Source organism: Paenibacillus nanensis, from assembly GCF_003583765.1.
GTDB classification, from domain to species: domain Bacteria; phylum Bacillota; class Bacilli; order Paenibacillales; family Paenibacillaceae; genus Pristimantibacillus; species Pristimantibacillus nanensis.
In genome coordinates, this window is record NZ_QXQA01000002.1 from 217,139 (window position 1) to 240,688 (window position 23,550).

20 protein-coding genes and 1 tRNA gene are annotated in these 23,550 nt (G+C 51.3%); 12 read left to right on the top strand and 9 right to left on the bottom strand.

The genetic code is table 11. The features are described 5' to 3' along the window. Nucleotides 1–196 precede the first annotated feature (196 nt). Genes D3P08_RS04270 through D3P08_RS04280 form a run of 3 tightly spaced genes read left to right on the top strand, consistent with a single transcriptional unit; the run spans nt 197 to nt 3,681 of the window. On the top strand, nt 197–1,528 hold the full coding sequence (locus D3P08_RS04270) for a spore germination protein (protein WP_119598209.1): 1,332 nt from the start codon (nt 197–199) through the stop codon (nt 1,526–1,528). After that, complete coding sequence (locus tag D3P08_RS04275; protein WP_240647293.1) at nt 1,521–2,594, top strand: GerAB/ArcD/ProY family transporter; 1,074 nt, start codon at nt 1,521–1,523, stop codon at nt 2,592–2,594. The genes D3P08_RS04270 and D3P08_RS04275 overlap by 8 nt, the downstream gene beginning before the upstream one ends. A 7-nt stretch (nt 2,595–2,601) precedes the next feature. Further along, nucleotides 2,602–3,681: a Ger(x)C family spore germination protein gene (locus D3P08_RS04280; protein WP_119598210.1), complete on the top strand. Its 1,080-nt coding sequence runs from the start codon at nt 2,602–2,604 to the stop codon at nt 3,679–3,681. A 56-nt stretch (nt 3,682–3,737) separates the two neighbouring features. Here D3P08_RS04280 and D3P08_RS04285 read toward each other — a convergent pair whose 3' ends face one another. Further along, nucleotides 3,738–4,715 carry a quinone oxidoreductase family protein gene (locus tag D3P08_RS04285; protein ID WP_119598211.1) on the bottom strand — a complete coding sequence of 326 codons (978 nt, stop codon included), beginning with the start codon at nt 4,713–4,715 and terminating at the stop codon, nt 3,738–3,740. 99 nt (nt 4,716–4,814) lie between these two features. Between D3P08_RS04285 and D3P08_RS04290 the strand changes: the two genes are divergently transcribed. After that, nucleotides 4,815–5,780 (top strand): helix-turn-helix transcriptional regulator, encoded by a 966-nt coding sequence (locus D3P08_RS04290; protein ID WP_119598212.1) that lies wholly within the window; start codon nt 4,815–4,817, stop codon nt 5,778–5,780. Between the two features lie 266 nt (nt 5,781–6,046). On the opposite strand, the gene D3P08_RS28030 is transcribed toward D3P08_RS04290, so the two are convergent. The 3 genes from D3P08_RS28030 to D3P08_RS04305 all read right to left on the bottom strand — a co-directional run bounded on the left by D3P08_RS28030 (nt 6,047) and on the right by D3P08_RS04305 (nt 8,926). Beyond that, the gene (locus tag D3P08_RS28030; protein WP_119598213.1) at nt 6,047–6,262 is read right to left on the bottom strand and encodes an aspartyl-phosphate phosphatase Spo0E family protein; all 216 of its coding nucleotides are present in this window, start codon (nt 6,260–6,262) and stop codon (nt 6,047–6,049) included. 169 nt (nt 6,263–6,431) lie between these two features. After that, nucleotides 6,432–7,409 (bottom strand): aldo/keto reductase, encoded by a 978-nt coding sequence (locus tag D3P08_RS04300; RefSeq protein WP_119598214.1) that lies wholly within the window; start codon nt 7,407–7,409, stop codon nt 6,432–6,434. 128 nt (nt 7,410–7,537) lie between these two features. Continuing rightward, complete coding sequence (locus D3P08_RS04305; protein WP_119598215.1) at nt 7,538–8,926, bottom strand: family 4 glycosyl hydrolase; 1,389 nt, start codon at nt 8,924–8,926, stop codon at nt 7,538–7,540. 165 nt (nt 8,927–9,091) lie between these two features. Here D3P08_RS04305 and D3P08_RS04310 point away from each other — a divergent pair, with 165 nt between their 5' ends. After that, the gene (locus D3P08_RS04310) at nt 9,092–9,943 is read left to right on the top strand and encodes an AraC family transcriptional regulator (RefSeq protein WP_119598216.1); all 852 of its coding nucleotides are present in this window, start codon (nt 9,092–9,094) and stop codon (nt 9,941–9,943) included. A gap of 84 nt (nt 9,944–10,027) precedes the next feature. Here the strand turns inward: D3P08_RS04310 and D3P08_RS04315 are convergent, their stop codons facing one another. Then, nucleotides 10,028–12,577 carry an adenosylcobalamin-dependent ribonucleoside-diphosphate reductase gene (locus D3P08_RS04315; RefSeq protein ID WP_119598217.1) on the bottom strand — a complete coding sequence of 850 codons (2,550 nt, stop codon included), beginning with the start codon at nt 12,575–12,577 and terminating at the stop codon, nt 10,028–10,030. Between the two features lie 177 nt (nt 12,578–12,754). On the opposite strand from D3P08_RS04315, the gene D3P08_RS04320 reads away from it, so the two are divergent. The 3 genes from D3P08_RS04320 to D3P08_RS04330 all read left to right on the top strand — a co-directional run bounded on the left by D3P08_RS04320 (nt 12,755) and on the right by D3P08_RS04330 (nt 16,585). Then, nucleotides 12,755–14,584 carry a DEAD/DEAH box helicase gene (locus D3P08_RS04320; protein WP_119598569.1) on the top strand — a complete coding sequence of 610 codons (1,830 nt, stop codon included), beginning with the start codon at nt 12,755–12,757 and terminating at the stop codon, nt 14,582–14,584. Continuing rightward, entirely contained in the window at nt 14,581–15,528 is a 948-nt protein-coding gene (locus tag D3P08_RS04325; protein ID WP_119598218.1) for a YqhG family protein, read from the top strand. Before D3P08_RS04320 ends, D3P08_RS04325 begins: the two co-directional genes overlap by 4 nt. Before the next feature lie 127 nt (nt 15,529–15,655). Next, nucleotides 15,656–16,585, top strand: a complete 930-nt coding sequence (locus D3P08_RS04330; RefSeq protein ID WP_119598219.1) for a hypothetical protein — start codon at nt 15,656–15,658, stop codon at nt 16,583–16,585. On the opposite strand, the gene D3P08_RS04335 is transcribed toward D3P08_RS04330, so the two are convergent. Beyond that, on the bottom strand, nt 16,582–16,782 hold the full coding sequence (locus tag D3P08_RS04335; protein WP_119598220.1) for a YqzE family protein: 201 nt from the start codon (nt 16,780–16,782) through the stop codon (nt 16,582–16,584). The genes D3P08_RS04330 and D3P08_RS04335 overlap by 4 nt on opposite strands. Before the next feature lie 137 nt (nt 16,783–16,919). Here D3P08_RS04335 and D3P08_RS04340 point away from each other — a divergent pair, with 137 nt between their 5' ends. After that, entirely contained in the window at nt 16,920–17,633 is a 714-nt protein-coding gene (locus D3P08_RS04340) for an N-acetylmuramoyl-L-alanine amidase family protein (RefSeq protein ID WP_162848359.1), read from the top strand. On the opposite strand, the gene D3P08_RS04345 is transcribed toward D3P08_RS04340, so the two are convergent. After that, nucleotides 17,598–18,401: a divergent polysaccharide deacetylase family protein gene (locus D3P08_RS04345; protein WP_119598221.1), complete on the bottom strand. Its 804-nt coding sequence runs from the start codon at nt 18,399–18,401 to the stop codon at nt 17,598–17,600. The genes D3P08_RS04340 and D3P08_RS04345 overlap by 36 nt on opposite strands. A 190-nt stretch (nt 18,402–18,591) precedes the next feature. Then, the gene (locus D3P08_RS04350) at nt 18,592–18,960 is read right to left on the bottom strand and encodes a hypothetical protein (protein ID WP_147381775.1); all 369 of its coding nucleotides are present in this window, start codon (nt 18,958–18,960) and stop codon (nt 18,592–18,594) included. Nucleotides 18,961–19,155: 195 nt separating this feature from the next. On the opposite strand from D3P08_RS04350, the gene D3P08_RS04355 reads away from it, so the two are divergent. Then, nucleotides 19,156–20,463, top strand: coding sequence for a S8 family peptidase (locus tag D3P08_RS04355; RefSeq protein ID WP_162848360.1), 1,308 nt, complete (start codon nt 19,156–19,158; stop codon nt 20,461–20,463). Between the two features lie 65 nt (nt 20,464–20,528). Continuing rightward, a tRNA-Leu gene (locus D3P08_RS04360) sits at nt 20,529–20,615 on the top strand. Nucleotides 20,616–20,798: 183 nt separating this feature from the next. Here the strand turns inward: D3P08_RS04360 and D3P08_RS04365 are convergent. After that, nucleotides 20,799–20,984 carry a tautomerase family protein gene (locus D3P08_RS04365; RefSeq protein ID WP_119598224.1) on the bottom strand — a complete coding sequence of 62 codons (186 nt, stop codon included), beginning with the start codon at nt 20,982–20,984 and terminating at the stop codon, nt 20,799–20,801. Nucleotides 20,985–22,741: 1,757 nt separating this feature from the next. Here D3P08_RS04365 and D3P08_RS04370 point away from each other — a divergent pair. Then, nucleotides 22,742–23,464 carry a YjgB family protein gene (locus tag D3P08_RS04370; RefSeq protein ID WP_206098916.1) on the top strand — a complete coding sequence of 241 codons (723 nt, stop codon included), beginning with the start codon at nt 22,742–22,744 and terminating at the stop codon, nt 23,462–23,464. Nucleotides 23,465–23,550: the final 86 nt, after the last annotated feature.

A 23,550-nucleotide genomic window follows, 5' to 3' on the forward strand; every position in this document is an offset into this window, starting at 1 on the left:
TTTTGTCTCGTAGCGGATATATCTATTTTGAAGGGAGACACCGCAGGTGGAAAGGAGAAATTTCCAGTAGAGGTAGGGGAAATATCTCTGGTGCAAGCGTTTTGCGAAACGCTTCTGGTTTGCCGGCACTTTCGAATGTATAGCAAATCCAAGCAAGTGGAAATAATGGGTATCAATACTTCAAGGGGATGATGAGATGCTGCTAGACCGATATATTCCGCCGCCGTTAAAGGAAGACAGCGATTTCTTTATTAGGAAGACGAGGCTTTCGCAGCTCTCCGTTAACATAATTGGCTACACCTCCCTCATCGATCTCCCGCGCACGCTGGAGCTTCTGCACAAGCAAGCCGAAAGCGGAACCGTCGCGGATCTGAATGCCGAGGCTTTCATGGAATCGTTCGGCAAGCCGGTCAAAGCTCCGGATGAGTCGACAATCATGACGACCGTCACGCGCGGAGATATTCTTCTTTACTTCAGCGAGCATGATGCGTTCATATCCGTTACACCTGTCCCCAAGGTGCTGACCCGTTCAATCGAAGCTCCGACGACGGAAAACGTTCTAAGAGGAGCCATCAGCTCCCTCGTCGAGGATATCGAAACCAATATCGGCATGATCAAGAAGCACGCGGCAACGCAGCAGCTGAGGGTCAAATCGTATAGCATCGGCGATCGGGAGGGCAAACGTCTCTCCCTTCTTTATCGGGAAGATAAGTTGGACCTCGCGCTGCTTCGGGCTATCACGGGGAAGATAGAGTCGCGTCTGGACTGGGATGTGAAAAATCTGCAGCAGCTGTCCGACATGCTCGGATTTTCGCGCTGGAGCTTTGTTACGCGATTCAATTCGACCGAGCTGCCGCAGGAAGCCGAACGCGGGCTCAGCCAAGGCAAGGCGATTCTGCTGCTTGACCGGATGCCGTTTGCGCTTGTGGTCCCCAGCTTGCTGTGGGATCTATTCGCTGTGGATAACGATCATAACTTCCCGGTCCTCTTAATGTACTTGGTGCGCCTGCTTCGGATAGTCGGCGTGCTGACAAATATGATCGTGCCTGGCTTATACGTCGCCCTCGTATCCGTCAATCCCGATGTTCTCCGGATCGAGCTTGCCTTGTCCATCGCGAGAAGCCGTGTCGACGTGCCGTACCCCGCAATTGTCGAGACCCTCCTGCTGCTTATCATTTTGGAGCTAATCTTAGAGGCGAGCATCCGTCTGCCCAAATCGATCGGCCCAACCTTAACGATGGTCGGCGGCATTATTTTAGGCCAAGCCGTCGTCAGCGCCAAGCTGGTCAGCAATCTGCTTATTATTATATTAGCGGCAACGACCATCTCCAGCTCAACCGTCGTCGGCTTCCAGAACTCGATATCGATCCGGGTATTTAAATATCTGATACTGCTTCTCTCTGCTTTCTATGGCGTATTGGGCTTGCTAAGCGGACTGGTCATTATATGCGCTTACCTTGCCAGCATTACGTCGTTCGGCATCCCGTACCTGCACTTTTACAAACCGAAAGGTGATTCTCGTGGATAAAACCTTACAGACTGTCAGCTTGTATCTCCTCTCCCATATGGGACTCATCTTTTTCCTGTATCCGACAGACATTATCGAATCGGTGAACATCGGACACTGGCTCCCAATCTTGACTGGCTTCGCGATTCATCTCGCGGTTATTGCCATGTATATGAAGGGGATGAGCTACTTTCCGCGCATGGATCTCGTGGACGGGCTTCGAACAGCCGGCAACGCCGTCGCGATTGTGCTGCTTCTTCCTGTCGCCGCCTACCTTGTCATGATCTGTGTCATCACGATCAGAGCCTATTCGGAGGTGGTCACAATCGTGTTTTTGTCCAGCACGCCGCTTTGGGCCATTATGGCGCTTCTGCTTTCCATTTCCACCTATGTTGCCATGCTGGGCATCGAAGCTATCTTTCGGACCGCGCTCCTGCTTTTTGTCCTGTTCATACCGCTGACGGTCTTTATTTTAAGCTATGCCTTTCAAAACGTGGATTGGCTTTACGCCCTGCCCGTTATGGATACGCACACGGCAACCTTTGCCTTCGTGCAGGAGCGGTCTTTTTTGCTCAGCTTATTCGCTTTCAGCGGCGGCTTTCTATTTCTAGGCTTTGTCCAGCCTCACTTCCGCTACAAGAGCCGGAGCATATTATGGTCCAGCCTTATTTTGCTGCCTTTATTTCTTTTGTCCGTCTATTTGCCGGTGCTCACTTTCGGACAAAATACGGCCGAGAAATTCCAATTCCCGTTCATCATGACGGTCGACACGATCAGCATCGATTGGCTGATGTTCGACCGTATTTCGATGTTTTTTCTTCTTAGCATGATTACGTTCGTCATTCTGTTTCTCGCGACCGTCATGTGGAAATTGATCCGGATTATCCGGTTTAAATGGAACGCCAAGCCCGCGGTCTTAATCCCCGCGCTCAGCGTCGCGTTATTTGTGACCTGCATGAATATTCCCGATTGGAAGCATGTATCGGATCTGCTATGGTGGAATACGTTTTTCCGGATTTATGTGATGGTCATCATTCCGGCAGCGACGATTGTGATCGGCGTTCGATACCGGAAGAGGAGGGTTTGATTCACGCATGCTACGCTTCGGAAAGCCGGCGATTCGTGCCGCCGCCATGCTCATCCTCGCGGCTCTGCTCAGCGGCTGCTGGGACACAAAAGACATTAATCACCGGGTTCTCCCCGTCGTAATGGGACTGAGTAAAGTTGACGGCAACTACAACATGTTTCTGCAAATTCCCGAACCAACCAGTGATGACAGCAAAATGAGAATTGTATCCGATTCGGGAGAAACCGTCAGCGACATTGTAGATAAGATCAGCATGAACTTGGAAAGTCAGATCGACCTTTTGCATTTAAAGGTGCTGTTGATCGATAGAAAATATGCTGAAGAAGGAATAAACGACAGCATTACCAGCTTCATTCGCGCGCAGGATATTTCGCCGAAAACGATGGTCGTCATATGCGATGAGCCGCTGGATCGGTTTTTCGACGCGATGAGCAAGCCGGATAATCAGGAAAGCACGACCCTCGTCCATTTTTTCGAAAAAAATGCGGGATGGAATCCGCAGGTCGCGCAAACTCGGATATGGCAAATGTTCCGCAGCATTCATTCCTACACCAATGACACGATGGTTCCCATCATCCGGTCGGATGACAGCACGGTCATTCAAAGCAGAGGCTCCGCCATTATTCGAAACGGCCGGATGGTAGACCGGATTACGCCGGACGATACATTGATGATAAATATTTTTAACGGTCACAGCGCGCAAGGGAAAATCGAAGTGATGGACCACGCCAACGTCGAAATCGTCAGCAATGCCATTTCGCATAAAAGCAGAGTTGCCGGCAACCAAACGTTTCTGGAATGCCATGTCCGCTTAAAAGTGACGATTCTGGAGACCAAAGGCGAACCGTCAGTAGCGCAGGTGAAATGGGAATTGGAGGACCTGCTAAGGAAGAGAAGCGAGGCGCTGCTAGCCAAGCTTCAAAAACGAAAAGCGGACATTGTCGCGTTCGGCCAGCATTTTCGGACCAAAATTCCGCGCGATCAGCTGGCGAAGTGGCGAACCGATTATTTTCCATATACGGACATCAATCTCCAGTTCCAAGTCATCGTTCAAAACGAAGGAAACTTGAAAATGCGGAAGCATTAGAAAACGGGTCGAACCTTTTTCATGACGAATCGGGTTCGGCCTATCTGCTGTAGCGCCTAGGGATTTATTGTAAGACAAATTTTACCGATGTAATGCTGGTTTAGCGTCTCATGCGCAATTCGGGCTTCCTCCAGAGAAAAGGTATGACTAATAAAGACGGACAACCGGTTTCGGATTATGCGGCTATGAAGCCTGCGAATGATGTCCGAATCCGGGTCTCCGTTATAGCCTGAAGCTTCGACTCCCGGTGGAATCAGCACCTCAGGGTGAATTCCATTCGGGAAGGCCGCGCGTCCTCCGGCACGAATACAACCGGCAGCAATATTCGCCGCTTCGCCTCCAGCGGTGAACAAGGCCGCATCGAATCCGTTAGGTGCAAATTGCATGGCCGCCGAAGCGAACCCTTCGTCTCTTCCGTCGACCGCCTCATCGCAGCCAAGCTTTTTCGCCATCGCGACGCCGTCATCGCCGGATGCGACCCCAAATACGCGGGCACCCATACTTTTTGCAAGCTGTGCCGCAATATGACCTATCCCCCCGCCGGCCCCGAAGATGAGAATAGACTCCGACGGCCGCAATTTCAGCACATCTTCCAATCCCCGCAGAGCGGTAATTCCGATTCCAGATATGACCGCCGCTTCTTCCATCGTCAGTCCGTCCGGTATACGGGTCACATATTGGGCGTCAACGACTGCGTACTCTGCATAAAAACCGCCTTTGGAATTCAAGAAAGCAGGGGCGTAGACCAAGTCACCTGCTTTTACATGAGTGACATTGTCCCCCGCTCCACATACCGTGCCCGAACCTTCAGAGCCGAGAATATATGGAAACTGGACGTTCAAGCCTAACATTTTCGCATATCCACCCTGCCGTTCAAACGCGTCCCACACTCCAACGCCGGCATAGGCTAACCGGATTAACACGTCGTTCGGACCGACATGCGGGATATTGACTTCTTGAAGCTTCAATTCTTCCGGACCCCCAAATCTTTGCAGGGCTGCGGCTTTCATTCTTTTCACTGACATTTGATTCATCTGTTTTCCTCCATTCCATGCAAGATAACTTGCCTTTCACAACGTATCATATTAACATGTCAATAGTTGTCATGATTATTGTGGGAGGTGCGGCTTTCGATGTCCAAAGCGAAGCAGCTATTCGACCTCATCCTGTATGTGAATGCGAAGCGCAGCTTTACCGCTCAGGATGTGGCTTATGAGCTCGGCGTTTCCGTAAGGACGGCTCACCGGTATTTGACGGAGCTGGGTGAGATGGGCGTTCCGCTTTATACCGAACCCGGCCGCGGCGGCGGATACCGTGTGTTAGAAAATCGGACCTTACCCCCCATTCTTTTTAATGAGAATGAGGCGTTTTCTATTTTTTTTGCCTTTCAAGCGCTCACCTTCTACACCTCGCTGCCCTTTGAGATTGACATCCATTCGGTATCAAATAAGTTATATACCAGCTTGCCGCTGGACATGAGAACAAAGATCGATCGCCTCGGCACCGTATTTTCGTTCTGGAATAAAAAGAGAGGGGCCCCGTCGAAATATTTGAAAGAGATCATCGAGGCTGCCATTGAAAGACGGGTCATTCAAATCGTATATATATCGAAAAACGGCGCTGCTTTAAGGGAGGCCGCCCCCCTTGGCGTCTACGCATATGACGGCTTCTGGTATATGCCGGCCTTCATCACTGACTCCAATCAGGTTAAGTTATTTCGTACGGACCGCATTGCAGGCCTTACCCAATTAGAGCGGACCTATGAACGCGAGGTCACGCTTCACGATTGGCTCATGAGCCAAACCGGCGAAGAGCCGGATACGCCCGTTCGACTTCACGTCCAATTGAATAGAGAAGGAATACGGCAAGCCAAGAGCCAGCATTGGTTAGAACCGCATATCGTATTGCAGAATGAGGAGTCGGGTTATATCGACACCGTTATTGGTTATAACGAAATCGAATTTGTTTCCCGGTACTTTTTCCGCCTTGGCACCGATGCCAAAGTGTTGGAGCCCGCGTCAATGGTGAACCGTATAATCGAGCTATCCCAAAGCCTTCTCCAGCATTACACGGCAGCCCATTCCGCCGACAACGAATAATAGCGCCAAAGCGTCTCCTCTAATCGCCTGTCAAAAAGAGCGTTCCAAAGGACGCTCTGCTCGAATTCGCGTTTATAGTTATCAAAAGCAACCCCTACCAGAGTTGCTATATAGGTATTTGGTTGGACGCAAATTCATTATTGCGTAGGAGCTATGAACTAGAAAGCGTTGAAAGCTGCAATTTCTCATTGGATGAGGGCCAATCACGCGAATGCACAATAAAAAAGCCTGCACATCCTCTCGGATTACAGGCATACAATGAACGGTCAACAGACCAGCGTATTGGATTCTTCTTTCTTTTCCTTCCTGCCCCAGTTGTTGCAATACTCAAAATGAGGGCACTGCCTGTACTGTACGAGAGCATCATCAAGCGCTTGGCTAGCCAATAAAACCGTCGGATCGGTAAATGACAAATACTCCTCGTAAGTCAGCTCCATGATCGTGCGCAGTTTCTCGATCTGATTTCTACATTGACACCTCAAAGGCCCACTCCTTTAACACCTTTGACTTGATAGGACAAGCTAAATCGCAGTTAACTATGGGTAAATCTTCCTATAGTTTACTACAACCTACCAAACTTGCCTATGGTTTCTGTGAAAGTTGATCGAAAATTTTACAAATAATCAACAGATTTTTGGAAAAATATCTTTCTTAAAGCGCGCCTACAACCGGATGCGGCACATACGGCTCTTCCAAAAATGCCATTTCTTCGGACGTTAACGTAACGGAAAGCGAGCCGATCCCTTCTTCTAGCTGAGCTGCGCTTGTAACTCCGATGATCGGAGAGGCCGCCCCTTTCTGAAATAACCAAGCAAGCGCGATTTGAGCGCGAGGAATGCCCCGTTTTTCCGATAGGTCGGTAACCCGCTCCCAAACCAGCCGATCGGCATGCGCCATCGCGTCGTATTTGCTTCTTTGAGCTTGATCCGTTTCGTAACGGTAAGTCGACTCCTGCCAGTCCCGGGCCAATCTGCCGGCTGCAAGCGGGCTGTACGGGATGACGGCGATTTTTTCTTCCTTACAAAGCGGCATCATTTCTCTCTCCTCCTCGCGGTAGAAGAGATTGTAATGATTTTGCATCGAAACGAATTTTGTCCATCCGTTTTTCTCGGCAACATGGTTCGCTTTCAGAAACTGCCACGCATACATAGCAGAAGCGCCGATATAACGGACTTTCCCCGCCTTTACAACATCATGAAGCGCCTCCATCGTTTCTTCGATCGGAGTCTGATAATCCCAGCGGTGAATTTGATACAGATCCACGTAGTCTGTTCCGAGCCGCTGCAGGCTCTTGTCAATTTCACTCATGATGGCTTTCCTGGATAACCCGGCGCCATTCGGACCTTTATGCATGCGGAAGAAAACCTTTGTTGCGATAACAACCTCATCCCGGCTCGCATAATCTTTAAGGGCCCTGCCTACGATTTCTTCGCTTGTTCCGCCTGAATAAATATTCGCCGTATCAAAAAAGTTAATGCCAAGATCAAGCGCCTTTTTAATAATCGGGCGGCTTTTTTCCTCGTCGAGCACCCAAGGATGGGTCCAGCGTTCCGCCACCCCGAAGCTCATGCAGCCCAGGCAAAGCCGGGATATATCGAGGCCGGTCGATCCGAGTTTCACATATTCCATAAAGAGCATTCTCCTCTCTCGTTATCTATAAAGAGATTACCACCTGGAGTTCACTCCACGTCAAGGAAAATATGGTTTTGTTATTAAAATAAAAATAAAGGACTGCAGACGCAGTCCTCCTCTTCCCTCTATTCATACCAATACTTCGGGATGATATCCTTCTCCCTCTCGAGCAGCTCCTTTATGATCCGATCCGCATCAGCTATGGAGTTGACCAGCGGGTCGGTCATCATGGCCCTTCTTAATTTCGGAAAGCTTCTTTCTACTACGGCCTCGGCGGTTAATTCATGCGTATCCAGCACCAGCTCTTGCATGCCCCGAATCCCTCTAGGCATCTCCCCGACGGGGAGAGGCTTGATTCCCTCCATACTTACCTCGCATAACAGTTCCAGGAAGGAATCGTCGTTCATGTTCGGAACGGCTCCTTGATTCAGCGTATTGATGAAGAATCGTTTCCCCAAACGGCCTACCATACTTTCGATGATATCCGTTGCGTGGTCGGGTCCTAATATTTTCATATAGTCGGAAACCGGAATGCTCCCGGATAAGAAGCCGTCGACTTGCTCCCACATTTCTTCGTGCCGCTTGTATCGGTCTTCCGTTTCCCATATTTTTAAGGGCGGAATCGCCCCTTCCGTCTTTCCGAGTCCTTGCCAGAATCGGACATATTCCTTCGTATGGGCTGTGCAAGTCGGGATATACCCGAATACATCATAGAGCTCATAAGTGATCGCATCGTTAAAGATTGCCTTCGCTCCCGTATCACCGCCGTTGTTCTCCGTGCCCGCGGATTTCCTTAGCGCCTCTGCTATCGGAGCCGTCACATCGTTCCCGTCATACTCCGCTTTAAGAAGCCAGGTGAAATGGTTGACGCCGGCTACGCGGAAATCAAACCGCCTGTCGATCTCCTCGGTGAACTCGCTGCTATCCCGGATGATTCCCGCGCGCTCCGCGTAGTAAGCCTTCTTATAGGGCATATGGTGGCTGTCGCATAGCGCGAATGATTTGAGGTTAGGCGCATACCGGCTGAGCGCAATCCCATGAACGGTTGAAGGATTGATATAATTTATGACCCACGCATCGGGGCAGATCTCCTCAATGTCTTTGACGCAATCCATGATGACCGGCAGCTCCCGCATTGCCCGGAATATGCCGCCGGGTCCGATCGTATCGCCGGAACACATGCGTATACCGTACTTCAAGGAAACCTCGCAATCGATGCCGCGATATTTGACCGAATCCTCCGCAAAGCTAAGCACAACGAAATCCGCGTCTTTCAGCACCTGTCTCCGGTCCGTTGATCCCTCCACCTTAAGCGGCACGTTATTATCCTTCGCCACCATTTTGGCCAGCTGAACCATTTTGGACAGCCTCTCCTCATCCGTGTCCACCAGGGCAAGCGTTCCATTGTTTAAGTGGCTGGAGTGAACCATTTGCCAAATCGACTGCCTGCCAAAAAATAAACTTCCTGCTCCGATCACAACTACCTTCGGATGCTGAACATTCGTGTCGCTCATCGTCGCCAAAACCTCCTATAACGTTATAGTTTTATTATAGGAGAGCCGTTTAAAAGGAGAATATAAGATAGTTTCGAATCCATGTCAAATCGTACTATAATGGAACAGATAGAAACGAGCAAATTGGCTGTTCAATCGATGCCATGCTGAGGAGTGGATTTATCGATGGTCGCTAATTCAACGAATATGGGGATACTCAATGAGCTGTCGGAGTCGATAACCGTTCGGCTGCGTTCGATATACGACCCCGCTCAGAGCGGCGATTGGTATGAGCACAAGGCGCACCCTGACTACGATCTCTGGTTTATTCAAGAAGGAATCGTAAACATTAGAATTGAGGGAATCGAACATACGGCACATCCCGGAGATGTCGTCTTTTTTTACCCCGGCGTTCCCTATCGGGCATCGACCTCCTCCGGGGGCTGCCGCTTTATTTATACCCATTTCGATTTCGCCATCGGCGAGCAGCAGCGGATATTAGGCGACTTTCAGCTTTCGGGGATTATACCGAAGGCGCTCATCCTCGAGGAAGCCGATCTATTCAAAAAATCTTACTTGCAAACAAAGCGGTCGGACGGCGTGCCGGGCAACCGCTTGTATGTGAAGGCTTGCCTGACAGCCGTCGTTGCCAAAATGATCGAGCTTCATGGTCAAGGCCGCTATACAGGACAATTTATGAATAAGAAATCGCCGCGTAAAAACGCAAGACATTTAGACGATTTGCAGCCTGTCTTCAAGTATGTGGATGACCATCTGGATGGGTCCATGAAAATGAGCGAGCTTGCGGCGCTGATCGGCATTTCCGAGAAATATTTCATCTCCTATTTCAAAAAAGCTTTGGGCATCACCCCGGGGCAATACATCTATCAAATAAAAATGAATCGGGCGAGAGACTACATTTACCAAAAGAAATACACGGTTCAAGAAATCGCTGCGTTTCTCGGTTATCCCGACCCGTTCTCCTTTTCGAAAGCGTTCAAGAAATACTACAAGGTCCCGCCTTCGAAATTCGAGTAGCCTCTCGGGCAGACAGGATCCTCCCGCGATATATGGAAAGCCCGAACCGCATTGTTGGTTCGGGCTTTTGCATGTTGAGCTCCTTTAATTGCACTTGCTAAACCCGCAATTGAAGCACTGCTCGCAGCCTTCGGTGCTAATTAACGCGGCTGAGCCGCATGAGGGGCATAAGTCGACTTCTGCCTGCGCAGTAGCCGTCGCGTTCAATCGCTCTTTTTCCGCCCGATGCTCCGCGTTCTCCGCTTCCGGCGCGCGAGCCGCGGCCAGCTGATCCGCCCCGCTTCCCGCATGCATCTCCAACGCTTTCGCCACCGCGTCCGCAATCGATTCGACACGATTGACGCCAAATCCGATGGCTCCGGAGCCGCCGATGCCCTTCAAGTGCTTGACCAGCAGCTTCACTTTATCGCCATGATCGCCGTACCGAAGGAACAACGAGCATACGCGCCCAAGCGCTTCCGCCATCGCGAACACGTCAGAGCCGGCCTTGCCGACATTAAGGAAGATTTCCGCCGGCACACCGTCCAGATCGTTAATTGTAATATAAGCCATACCGAACGGCGTATTGATGCGATAGGTCGCGCCGCGAAGCACGGACGGTCTCCGTTTGTACGGCCGATCCTGGGCATCGGCGGCCGTTACCGTCATCGGGACCGGTTCGTTGGCAGGCAAGGGCTTCTCTTCTGCCGCTTGCTCCGTTTTAACGTCTTCGCTATCATCCTTCGCAGCCGATAGAACTTGAACGTCACGGCTGCCGTCCCGGTAGATCGTTACGCCCTTGCAGCCAAGCTCGTAAGCCAGCTCATACAGCCGCTCCGTGTCCTCCACCGTGAAATCCGCCGGGCAATTGGCTGTTTTGGAGATCGAGCTGTCGACCCAGCGCTGAATCACAGCCTGTACGCGAATGTGATTCTCCGCGCTCAGCTCCATGGCCGATACGAAATAATCCGGCAGCTCTTCGCCGGGATGAGCATCCTTCCACTCCTGCGCGATCGGCACAAGCTGCTTGTCGTAGCCGAGCCGGCTTTGGCGGAAATATTCGAAGGCGAAATAAGGCTCTATCCCCGTGGAGGTGCCGACCATTGTGCCCGTACTGCCTGTCGGCGCCTGCGTAATGACCGTAACGTTACGCATGCCCTTCTTGGCTACCGATTCGCCAACCTCCGGATAGGCAGCAATCAGCTCCCGCATAAATCCGCTCTGCACAAATTTCTCGCCGTCGAAAGCCGGGAACGACCCCTTCTCCGCGGCAAGCTCCGAGGACGCCAAATACGCTTCCTTCGCCATAAAGCCGTACAGCTTATCCAACAGCGCAAGCGATTCCTCGCCGCCGTAACGGATGCCGAGCTTGATGAGAAGCTCCGCGAGCCCCATTGTGCCCAGTCCGATCCGCCGCTCCCGCTTTTGGTTCTCTTCGTTCTCCTTGAAGTGATACGGCGTCTTGTCGATCACATTGTCGAGGAAGCGAACCGACCACCTCGTAACCTTGCGAAGCTCCTCCCAAGCGATGTCTTGGCTCTCCCGGTCGTAAAACTTAGCCAAGTTAATGGCCGATAAGTTACAGACGCCCCAGCCGGGAAGACCCTGCTCGCCGCAGGGATTAGTTGATACTATTGGATTATAATACCAGCTATTCGACATCTTATTATAACGCTCCATAAATACAACGCCCGGTTCAGCCGATTTCCAAGCCGATTCAATGATCTGATGCCAGATGTCCTTGGCGCGCAGCTTCTTATACGTCACCACTTTTTTGCCCATTTGGCGCCATGCGTCCAAATCGCCCGTCCACAGCTCATCGTATCCCGGTTCCTTCGTATCGGGGAATACCAGCTCCCACTCCTTATCCCGCTTCACGGCATCCATGAAAGCATCGCTGATGCAGACGGACAAGTTGGCGTTCGTAACCTCGCCCATCTTCTCTTTCACCGAAATAAACTCCTGCAGGTCGGGATGCCAGTCATTCAGCATGAGCATAAGCGCGCCGCGGCGGCTGCCGCCCTGCTCGATAAGCCCGGTCGTGTAGCTGAACAAACCGCCCCAAGAGACGGAACCGCTGGACGTGCCGTTCACGCCTGCGACAATCGCTCTGCGCGGCCGCAGCGAAGACAAGTTCATGCCGACTCCGCCGCCGCGGGCCATAATTTCCGTCATGTCCTTCAGCGATTCCAAAATGCCGCCGCGGCTATCCTTGGGCGAAGGGATGACATAACAGTTAAAGAGCGTCAGCTCGTCGCTTGTCCCCGCGCCAGCCGCGATCCGTCCCCCTGGAACCAGCTTCCAGTCTTCTAATAGATAACGGAACTTCTCCTCCCACTCGGCCCGCTTACCTTCTGAAGTCTCGACCGACGCCATCGCCTTCGCCAGCCGGTCCCACATTTCGTCCGGCGTCAGCTCGATCGGATGTGAAATGCGATGGATGGTTGTATGGGTATGCTCTCCAGTTGTAAATCGGACTTCAACATTATCGCCGTCCCTGCTCACGATCTTCCCGACTTCTTTAACGGGGTATTTCGCGTCATCCTTCACGAGAGCCAGTACGATATCTCCCGGCTGAACGCCGCTTGAATCGGGATGCTTCCTCGCGTACCGGTCCAAAAATATTTTTTCGCTAAGCCCTTCCAATTTCCCCATTCCGATCACTCCCTCATCTAATCGCCCAGCAACTAATCAATATATTGTATGTAATCTGATTATAACATACTACATATAGAAATATCCGATGATTTATATCACATCTTATTAATATGCCTTTAGAAGGTCATACTAATGACATCTATCTATTTGCAACTTTCGGAAGGAGCGTTCAAGATGACATTCGAACATACGCCGCAGACCGCCACCGGAGAGCAAAATCCGTCACTCGCAAGACGCAAGCTGCATGCGCATGCCGACCTTCAGATCGACCGCTCTTGGTTCGACGAGCTGCAGCAGCGCCTAAGCAAAAATGGACCATGGGACGATTGGACGCTCTATCAGCTCACAATGGAAGCCGAGGAAGCGAAACGCGTCGAAAGCTTTGAAGAGCTGCAATGCCTGAAAACGCTGCCGTCCGTCGTGCCGATGCCGCATCAAATCAGCACCGCCAGCAAGGTTCTCCATGAGATGGGAGGGAGAGCGATTCTTGCGGACGAGGTTGGCCTCGGCAAAACGATCGAAGCCGGTCTCGTTCTAAAAGAGTATATGGTGCGGGGACTCGTCAAACGGGCGCTTATTCTCGTTCCCGCTTCACTTGTCCTTCAATGGGTGAGAGAGCTCAATCAGAAATTCGGCATCTCCGCCGTCGCTCAAAAAAAAGAGCATACTTGGGGCTATGACGTCGTCGTCGCCTCTATCGATACGGCTAAACGCGATCCGCACCGGGACCGCGTGCTCGGCACAGATTACGATATTATCATCATTGACGAGGCCCATAAGCTGAAAAACAAAAAAACGACGAACTATCAGTTCGCGACCCAGCTGCGCAAAAAATATTGCCTCCTTCTAACGGCAACGCCGATCCAGAACGATCTCGACGAGCTGTACAACTTAATTACGCTGCTGAAGCCCGGGCAGCTTGGCGGCCAAAGCGAATTTGCGGCGAACTTCGTCGTCGATAAACGGCTGCCGAAGAACGAGGATCAGCTGCAGGAGGCGCTGTCGACCGTTATGATCCGCAACCGCAGAGGCGACGGCGGCATTCATTTCACCAAGCGGTTCGTCAAAAACATTCCGATTACCCTGTCGCCGGAGGAAAAAGAGCTGTATGACGCGGTGACCGGCTTCGTGAAGGAGCGCTACGACGAAAGCGGCGGCGACTTAACGAGCATGCTGTCGCTAGTCACGCTGCAGCGCGAAGTTTGCAGCAGTCGAGACGCCGTCTTTTTGACGCTTGTGAACTTGTTCAAAAAAACGGCGGAGGATTCGCCGCTTCGCGCGAAAATATGGGGGCTCGTCGATAAGATTAAAAATATAAAAGCCAACACGAAAGCCGAAAAAGCGATGGAGCTCGTGAAGGAAATGAACGAGAAGGTCATCATTTTTACGGAGTATCGGGCAACCCAAGAGCATTTGCTGCAATTTTTCCGCAATCACGATATGGTTGCTGTCCCTTATCGGGGCGGCATGAACCGCGGCAAAAAGGATTGGATGATGGACCTGTTCCGCGGACGAGCTCAGGTGCTGATCGCTACGGAAGCCGGAGGCGAGGGCATTAACCTGCAGTTCTGCCACCATATGATCAACTTCGATCTGCCTTGGAATCCGATGCGCGTCGAGCAGCGAATCGGACGCGTGCATCGCCTTGGCCAGACAGAGGATGTCCGCATATACAATTTATGCACGCTTGGCACAATCGAGGAGCATATCGTCAATTTGCTGCATGAGAAAATTAATTTGTTCGAGCTCGTAATCGGAGAACTCGACCATATTCTCGAGCGTTTCGAAGGCGGCGTGACACTGGAGCAAAAGCTGGCCAAAGCTTTGCTTGAATCGGGCAGCGACCAGGATCTGAAGCGCCAGCTTCAATCGCTCGGCAATTCGCTGAGCCAAATCCGGAACGAGGTGAAATCGACCGAAGCCGGACGTAATCCTTATTCACCGGTCCCTGATCTGCTCATAAGGACGGATCGGCTGGGTGAAAGCGTGGAGGTCAACCCATGAACGCCAAACAAGTGCACAAATATATTCACCGGTACCTGGAAGCGACGAATTGCTCGATTATCGAGAAATCGCCTGCTCACTTTACGGTGAAGCTGTCGCCGGAAGCGGACCGCGAGCTGACAAACCGGCCTTATTACTGGAGCTTTGTCGACCGCGTTGGGGCAGAGCCGGAGACAATGACTTATCTGCTGGTGACGGATAAGGAGAAATACGAAGCCGCGCAGCAGCAGAAGGAGCAGCAGCAGCCGGCGGAAGCGAAGCCTGACGGGCAAGCCGCAGCCGCCGACGCAGCGCTCGCAAGATCATTCGGCTTTATCAATACCTCCATTAATGCTCCAAGAATTCCAAGGGAGGACATGTATTTCGGCTCTCGCAAGCTCGAGCAGCTGTTCGGCGCGGCGAAATCGAAGGGCAGCTTCGTCTATTTGTTCCAAGAGCCGGATAAACGGAGAGAGAATCCTTATGTCTCTACGCCCTATACGGCTTGGCTCGGCGTCAACATGCGCGTTGAGTTCGCTTGCGACCGCAAGCGCGAGGAAATTCATAGCTTCGGCGTATCTCTGGCTACCGGCCTTTGCGTTGACAACTTCCATAACCGGCTGCTGAACCTTCGTCTGACGCCGAGACTGCCGGCCAATGTCCATGTCACCAAAAACGGCATTACGATGGGAAAAGCCCAGACGATCATCGAACAGACGCTTGAGCGGAAGCTGAAAACGTATGACTACAAGTGGGCGGCGGATGCTTCGGCAAGGCTTGAGGAGGAGCTCGAGCGGATCCACTCCTATTACGAACCGCTGATTGAGCATGCGCTGGAAGAAAACAAACCAGCCGTTCAGGAGCAGTATGAACAGCGGAAAGCCGAAATTCGGTGGCAGTATGAGCCGAGAGTGACGGCATCCGCCATTAATTGCGGCATTTTCCACCTTGAAGGCATCGAATAGCTTTTTTTCTGACGGAAATCGCAGCAATGCGGCAAAAAAAGGATCTTCTTTCCCATATAAGGAACGACAGGTTGCAACAGCCTTCTTAAGGCTTGTCCGCTACACTGTTCTTGAGGTGATGACACTTATGTCCAAAATTCGGCTTTCGATTCTTACTGCAGGTCTAACCGCGGCAGCCATCCTATTCAATGGCGCGGGTGCCGGCGTTGAGGCGGCTTCTGCGGCGCCTGCCGCACGCGCGGTTAACCAAATCCATGATTCGCTTAGCATCAAAGAACAGGCTCAGAAGTGGGCAGAAGAGCTGTCGGCTCAAGAGCGGTATAAAACGTGGAGAAATGCAGAAATCCATGTATCCCCGATGGGACCGGGCTTGCATAGCTGGCTCGTCGAGCTGACGCAATCCGATAAAACAATTGTCGGTTACATCGTCATTTATGCGACAGAAGAAGGCGGTTTCCAGCTTGGGGAATACGGAATCGGCGCTTACCCGCTATTTAACGAACAAGCGCTGAAGCTTTCCTTGCTCCAGCTTGAGCTTCAGCCTCATTCCATTAAAGCTGAGCGGCTATATGGAGATCCCCTCCATGCCGCTTGGCGAATTACTTCCAAACAGGCTGCTGCAGTTTATTATACGGATGCGATATCTGGGGAAGGTTTGCCGATCGAGAAGGATGAAGAGTGGGAAAGCGAACAGAAGCAGCTTACTGCGGAAAATAGCCGATACGGGCTTACAGAAACGGATAGTAAGCTGAAAGAGACTTTCGGCCTGATGGCCTCCTTTAACCCTTACGGGAGAATGCCCTGGCTGACAAAGAAACCGTTGGTTATAAATGAAGGCGATTATTCATCCATATTCCAAAATATCCACTCAAACAAAGAAATCCGGTATACGACCGAATCTTATAAAGGCAAAGCGAGGCAAGTATGGTCGGTGGTCGGCTATGATATATGGGAAGGCGATCAGGTATACCTCGCTTTAGACTCCGATGAAGAGGGCGCCGATCGCCGCTATCTTCCCATCGAACTGCTTGTGCAAGAAGGCCAATTTTATCCTTAACGTCCATCTCGTCCCCTGCCGCGCCACCAGATCATCAGACTTGCAGGCCCCCAACCGAACCATCGAGTCAGCCAAGGCTCTCTTGAAGCTTTGGCTGATGTTCGGGCATTTTTGCGCGACTCCGCCGGTGTCTCCAAATATTCGACGAAGCGCTCCGTCATAAATTTGACTAATTCGTCTCCTTTTATTTTGGCCATCCCCATCACCCCCTTTTTCTATTCTAAGCATTCCCCGTCTGCACGACTCATAACCATGCATGAGTTTACCTCCGATAAGCCACTCTAACCTGTATCCATTACGATGCACCCACGAAGAATGTCTGGAGGCAATTCTTATGTATAAATTTTTTTTAAAAAGAGCATATCGGCGCATCGGAGCTGCTGTTTTGCTATTGACGTTCAGCATGCCTTCGCATGCCTTTTCAGAAGCGCCTGGCAACGATTCCGGTCAAAACTGGACGATGCCGCATCCCGCTGTCATTATTGACGTCGGACATGGCGGTATTGACGGAGGCGCCTCTCATGGACAACTGCTGGAAAAAGATATTAATCTAGCAATTGCCGGCAAGCTTTACCTGCTCCTTCAAAGTCAAGGCATTCCTGCCGTCATGAACCGTACGGGTGATTATGCGTTAAGCGAGGAGAACCGCTGGCATCATACCCATTCCAGGCATCGGAAGGATTTGTCGCAGCGCAAGCAGCTTACGGAAGAAATCGGCAGCGATCTGCTTGTCAGCCTTCATGTGAACGCCGCCAAGAACAGCCGTAAACGAGGTCCTCTCGTCTTGCATCAGGAAACGGGCGAAAGCGCGCTGCTGGCCTTTTGCCTGCAAGATGCGCTGAACCGGCAGCAAAACAGCAACGAATGGCCTCAGCTTGGCAAACCTTTCTACTTGCTCCGGCGAGTCGATGAGCCTTCCGTCATTATCGAGATGGGATATATCAGCAACGCGCAGGACCGGGCGATGTTAACCGATTCGTTTCATCAGAATGAAATCGCCCGAGCCATCGCTTCAGGGATTAGGCAATACAAATGGATTGCCGATTGAGGATTGGACCATATCCGACAGCTTCACGAAAGTTGCGACTGATTCCATTTCCGGAATGGATTGCTTTAGGACGGATGCGGTTTTTTTGCCCGGCGGCCCGACATGTCCGATCGTTACGCATCTCCCGTTCGTCTCCAGCAGCTTGCGGAGCAGCGAGATCTGCTTCGATATGTGCTGCTCCGTGTACACATCATCCAAAAAGACGTCGTTTGACACAAGCGGCACGCCAACTTCTTCCGCGATTTTTGGAATAACGGTTTTGTAGGTTGTTCGGCTGTCCAGGAAAAACAAGCCATGCTCCTTGCAAACCGTCAATACGATTCGCATAATGCGTTCGTCCGCCGTAATTTTGGAGCCCATATGATTGTTCATCCCAATCGCATAGGGAACATCGGCAATGGCTGCTTCCACGCGCTTACGAATTTCCTCGTCCGTCAGATCGGAAGTGAGAGCGCCCGGACCAAGCCATTTTTTCTTACCTTTATTCGGCTCCATCGGCATATGAACGATAACATCATGTCCGAGCTTATGGGCGGCTTCCGCGTCCTGCTTCGTCGTAGGCATAAAGGGCATCACCGCCGCCGTAAATTTCACCGGAAGCTTCAGCATCTCCTCTGTTCCCGTCATGCCGTTGCCGAAGTCATCAATGACAATAGCGACGGTACGGCTCGACATGTCTTCCTGCCCATAGACATTAGCTGAGGGGGTCGCTCCCAGGAGGATTGCAAAGCTAATCGCTCCTGTCAGGTATAGCCTCGTTTGTTTCATCCCTCTTCTCTTGCGCTTGTCCAATCGAAAGTCACATCCGTTCTTTTATAAAAGGTCTTTATTCGATTCAATACGTTAATATCCCCAATCGTGCCAGCTTTATGAAACAAAAAAGACAGCAGCGCTTAAACTCTCCGGTTTAAGCGCTGCCGCTGTTGCATGAAGGCTTGTCTAGGTTGTCGACATGGGATTAAGCAAAACGAGCTACAAGAACTTCTCGGCCTGAGCCATATGTTCTTGTGAACAATTCATTACCGGCTGCGTCTTCGATCGTCAATGCGACAGGCGCGTTCGTTAAAGTAGTGATGTTATTAAATCTTGCTACGCCGGTTGAATCGAAAGTAGCCGTCTGATCCGCTACCCCTTGCTGCTCAATGATCGCTCTCCAGCCGGCCGAATTATGCGGCGTATTCTGGGTATTCGTCCGAACAGCTACAACATGAAGTCTGGTCAGCGTTTGTCTAATTCTGCGTCTTCTTCTTCTTGGCACCGCAGCGGTTCTTCTTGTTCTGCGGACTGCGCGGCGAACTCTCGTTGCTTTGCTTTTTACTACCTTCATCAGCATTCACACCTTTCATTGGGAATACTATATTAGATTCGCGATGCTCGCAGCTTGAAACAACAGAAACCTATCATTTTAAAAACAGGTGAATACACGTAGATAGATTCATAGAGCTCAGAACCCCAAATGGATAAAAGGCAGCCCTTACCTAGTCATACATCCGAGCATACAATGCTCGAAAGGAGTGAACGTATGAAGACTAACCGTCTTAGCTGGCTTGTAAGACATTCATCGTTAATGAATCCGCCTCTGCGAAATCTGGTCCGGAAAATGCATCGTCACGGTAACAAGAATAGAAAAGTCCGCGTAATTGTTCAATTCCAGAAGAAGCTGACCTCCTCCAGCATTCAAGCGCTGCAGAAACAGCTTGGCGCAAGCGAGCTGCCGGTCAAACGCCGAATAGCGTTTCTCAATTGCATTGCTTCCGATGTATCTCTAACCTGCTTGAAACGGATGTGCGGCTGCAAAGGCATTCAAAAAATATATTTGGACGGCGTAAAAAAGGTATCGCTTACGGTCGCGACTCCCTCTATCGGATCTGCAGCCGGACGGCGGTTGAAAGGAATAGACGGCAGAGGGATTAACGTAGGCGTAATCGATACCGGCGTCTACCCGCATCCGGATCTCACTCGCCCGCGCAACCGAATTGTCGCGTTTAAAGATTTTGTGCGCGGACGGAGACGCCCTTATGACGATAACGGCCATGGAACGCATTTAGCGGGAGATATAGCAGGCAACGGCAGATCCAGCAGAGGAAAGATTAGAGGACCGGCACCAGGAGCGGGAATCGTAGCCATTAAAGCGTTTAACAGCGCGGGTGATGCCTACGATTCCACGATTATTCGCGCGATTGAATGGAGCATTCGAAATCGAAAACGGCTCGGCCTGCGCGTCCTTACCCTATCGTTCGGCGGCACGGCGACTACGCGCTGCAGCGAGGATCCGCTGTGCCAAGCCGTCGAGAAAGCCGTTCGTGCAGGCATTGTCGTCGTGACGGCCGCCGGAAACAGCGGACCCAAACGCGGTTCGATCGAGTCGCCCGGCAATAGTCCATCAGCCATTACGGTCGGGTCTGTCGATGACCGCAGGAGCATCAGGCAATCGGATGACAATATCACCTTCTATTCCAGCCGCGGACCGGCGGCGGGCGGCGTCGCCAAGCCGGATCTTGTCGCGCCGGGGGAATCGATTACTTCGCTTCGTGCTCCCCGCTCCAGGCAGGACCGGGAGACGCCTCATCTAAGAGTCGGAAGGCATTACTTCCTCTTGTCGGGAACAAGCGTATCCGCAGCGATTGTCGCAGGCGCCGCTGCTCAATTGCTGCAGCAGAGGCCGACTCTCACGCCTCGACAGGTAAAATCGATTTTGAAACGCCACGCGAGTCCCCTTCCGTTCAGCCCGAACGCAGTCGGCAGCGGCGAAGTCAACGTCCGTTTTCTATTAAGAAATGCTGGTAGAAGGCCTCGGCTCTCGAGTATGCGGAATAGGCTGAAAATTTAAACTTTAACGGAATGATTGACTTGGCCTATCGATGCGTGCTAGTATAGAAAACGTCACCGAGACATGCGGTCGTGGCGGAATTGGCAGACGCGCTAGATTCAGGTTCTAGTGGTGTAACAGCCGTGGAGGTTCGAGTCCTCTCGACCGCACCATATAAAGGGTTCAAGCGCACGAGCTTGAGCCTTTTTTTATTTTATTTGATTTGCATAGCAGCCTTTGAAGCTCGTAGAAGACCAGGTATCTCCATCGATACCTGGTCTTTATTCGTCCTTGCCACAATGCTTGGCAATCGCTCGGCTGGTTAGTCCGCCGGCCTTTGTCTGGCGGCTGTGAACTTAGTTTCTCTTGTTACTCAAGTTGGGCGGCGCGTTTTCGTCGAGCGGAATCTCGTTAAACTCGATCGTGATGAACTCTGGCTCCCTGTCGATAATACGGGAGAGCACTCGCGTATATATTTCCACAATCTCGTCCTTCTGCGCCTCGGTACGTCCTTCATACATTTTAATCTTGATTTCCGGCATTGCCAGTCCTCCGTTTCATTAGGGGATTTAAGGGAAGCTTCCATACCAATATCGTAGAAACTCCTCCCTCCCCGAACAATAGAACCGTTTTGCGAATACTTGCGATATTTCGTGGTAGCGGTAAAGCGGCTGGACTCACACTCGACACTAAAAGGACTGGTGTAAGCGGGTCTCAAGCTATTAGTTACGCCACGCGTTACTAAAAGCTTAGAGTGAGCTGGGCTTGAGCAAATAGTTACGCCATGCGTTACTAAAAGCTTGGAGTGAGCTGGGCTTGAGCTAATAGTTACGCCACGCGATACAAAAGCTTGGAGTGAGCTGGGATTGAGCTAATTGTTGCGCCACACGTTACTAAAAGCTTGGAGTGAGCTGGGCTTGAGCTAATAGTTACGCCACACGTTACTAAATGCCAAGAGTGGGCTGGGCTTGAGCTAATAGTTACGCCACACGTTACTAATAGCCTGGAGTGAGCTGGGCTTGAGCAAATAGTTACGCCACACGTTACTAAAAGTTTGGAATGAGCGGGTTCGAGCTAATAGTTACGCCACGCGTTACTAAAAGCTTGGAGTGAGCGGATCCCGAGCAAATAGTTACGCCACGCGTTACTAAAAGCTTAAAGTGAGCGGGTTCGAGCTAATAGTTGCGCCACGCGATACAAAAGCTTGGAGTGAGCTGGGATTGAGCTAATTGTTGCGCCACACGTTACTAAAGCTTGGAGTGAGCTGGACTTGAGCTAATAGTTACGCCACACGTTACTAAATGCCAAGAATGGGCTGGGCTTGAGCTAATAGTTACGCCACACGTTACTAATAGCCTGGAGTGAGCTGGTCTTGAGCAAATAGTTACGCCACACGTTACTAAAAGTTTGGAATGAGCGGGTTCGAGCTAATAGTTACGCCACACGTTACTAAAAGCTTGGAGTGAGCTGGGCTTGAGCTAATAGTTACGCCACACGTTACTAAATGCCAAGAGTGGGCTGGGCTAATAGTTACGCCACGCGTTACTAAAAGCTTGGAATAAGCGGGTTCGAGCTAATAATTACGCCACGCGTTACTAAAAGCTTAAAGTGAGCGGATCCCGAGCTAATAGTTACGCCACGCGTTACTAAAAGCTTAAAGTGAGCGGATCCCGAGCAAATAGTTACGCCATGCGTTACTAAAAGCTTGGAGTGAGCTGGGATTGAGCTAATAGTTGCGCCACGCGTTACTAAAAGCTTGGAGTGAGCTGGGCTTGAGCTAATAGTTACGCCACGCGATACTAAAGGACTGGTGTGAGCATATCTCGAGCATTAGTTACGCCACGCGTTACTAATAGCCTGGAGTGAGCGGATCCCGAGCAAATAGTTACGCCTCACGTTACTAAATGCCAAGAGTGGGCTGGGCTTGAGCTAATAGTTACGCCTCACGTTACTAAAAGCTTGGAATAAGCGGGTTCGAGCTAATAGTTACGCCACGCGTGACTAATAGCCTGGAGTGAGCGGATCCCGAGCAAATAGTTACGCCACGCGATACTAAAAGCTTGGAGTGAGCGGATCTCGAGCCCGGGATGCCTCAGCGCAGCTTGTTTACTGCAAAAAGCGGCAATTGCCTTTCTCCGTAAGGTGATGTGTCCGGAATAAAAGCAGCCTGTACGCACGCGGTTAGCCCGCTCCATCACTCAGTGACGCAGGATATAATTGGCACATGCAACTTTTTTAGCCGGGCTTCGTCTATTATGCTGTTACCGCCAAAAAGACGGACATCCAAGGAGGAGACAGCATGAAGCGTTTCAAACTTACGGCAGGCGCCGTTTTGCTTGCTGCAACCGTTACACTGGGATATGTCGGTGTGTCCGAACATCTCTTCACACCTAAGCCTGCGTCCGCCGCGACTCCCGAAACAGGAACAACGCCGGTTCCGACGTCTGATTCGGGATCGAAACCGACGCCTTCACCGATAACCGATCCGGTGCCATCCGCTACCGCTAAGCCAGAGCCTTCTTCCGGATCGGAATCGGCTTCCCCTACGGCGCCGGCAGCCGTTCATGGAGACGAAGCCAAAGCGTTAGAAACCTTGAACAGCTTCTTTGAGCCTGCATTGAAAGGCCAATTCCCCGGAGCCGTATCCGGTCTTACTTTAGGCGTCAGCACAAGGCAGGATGTCCAGGAAGTACTTGGGGAGCCGCCAAGTCCGGGCGAGGACGCCGAAGCCTTCGACGTCTATCATGCGGAGATGGGCAATCCCGGTTATGCGGTAAGCTACAAGCTGAACCGGCTTCGCGAAATCCGCTATTTCGGCACGAATGTAGAGAGGCAGACCAACATCGGCGGCATCACTTTGCAAATGCTTGAGCAGAATTGGGGAAAGCCGGATAAATCCTCCATCATCAAAAACGGCAAGCTCGAGCAAAACAAGGTCGTCTATATTCGGGGTGACTATGCATTGTCCTTCATCTTCAATGATGATACCGATCTGGATCACATCAATTTAACCGCCAAATAATCAGATTACCTGCCTGCCGGCAGACACCGTAACAGGCAAATGCGGCACGCCACAGGCGTATTCCTACCAAACTACCAAAAAGGGAC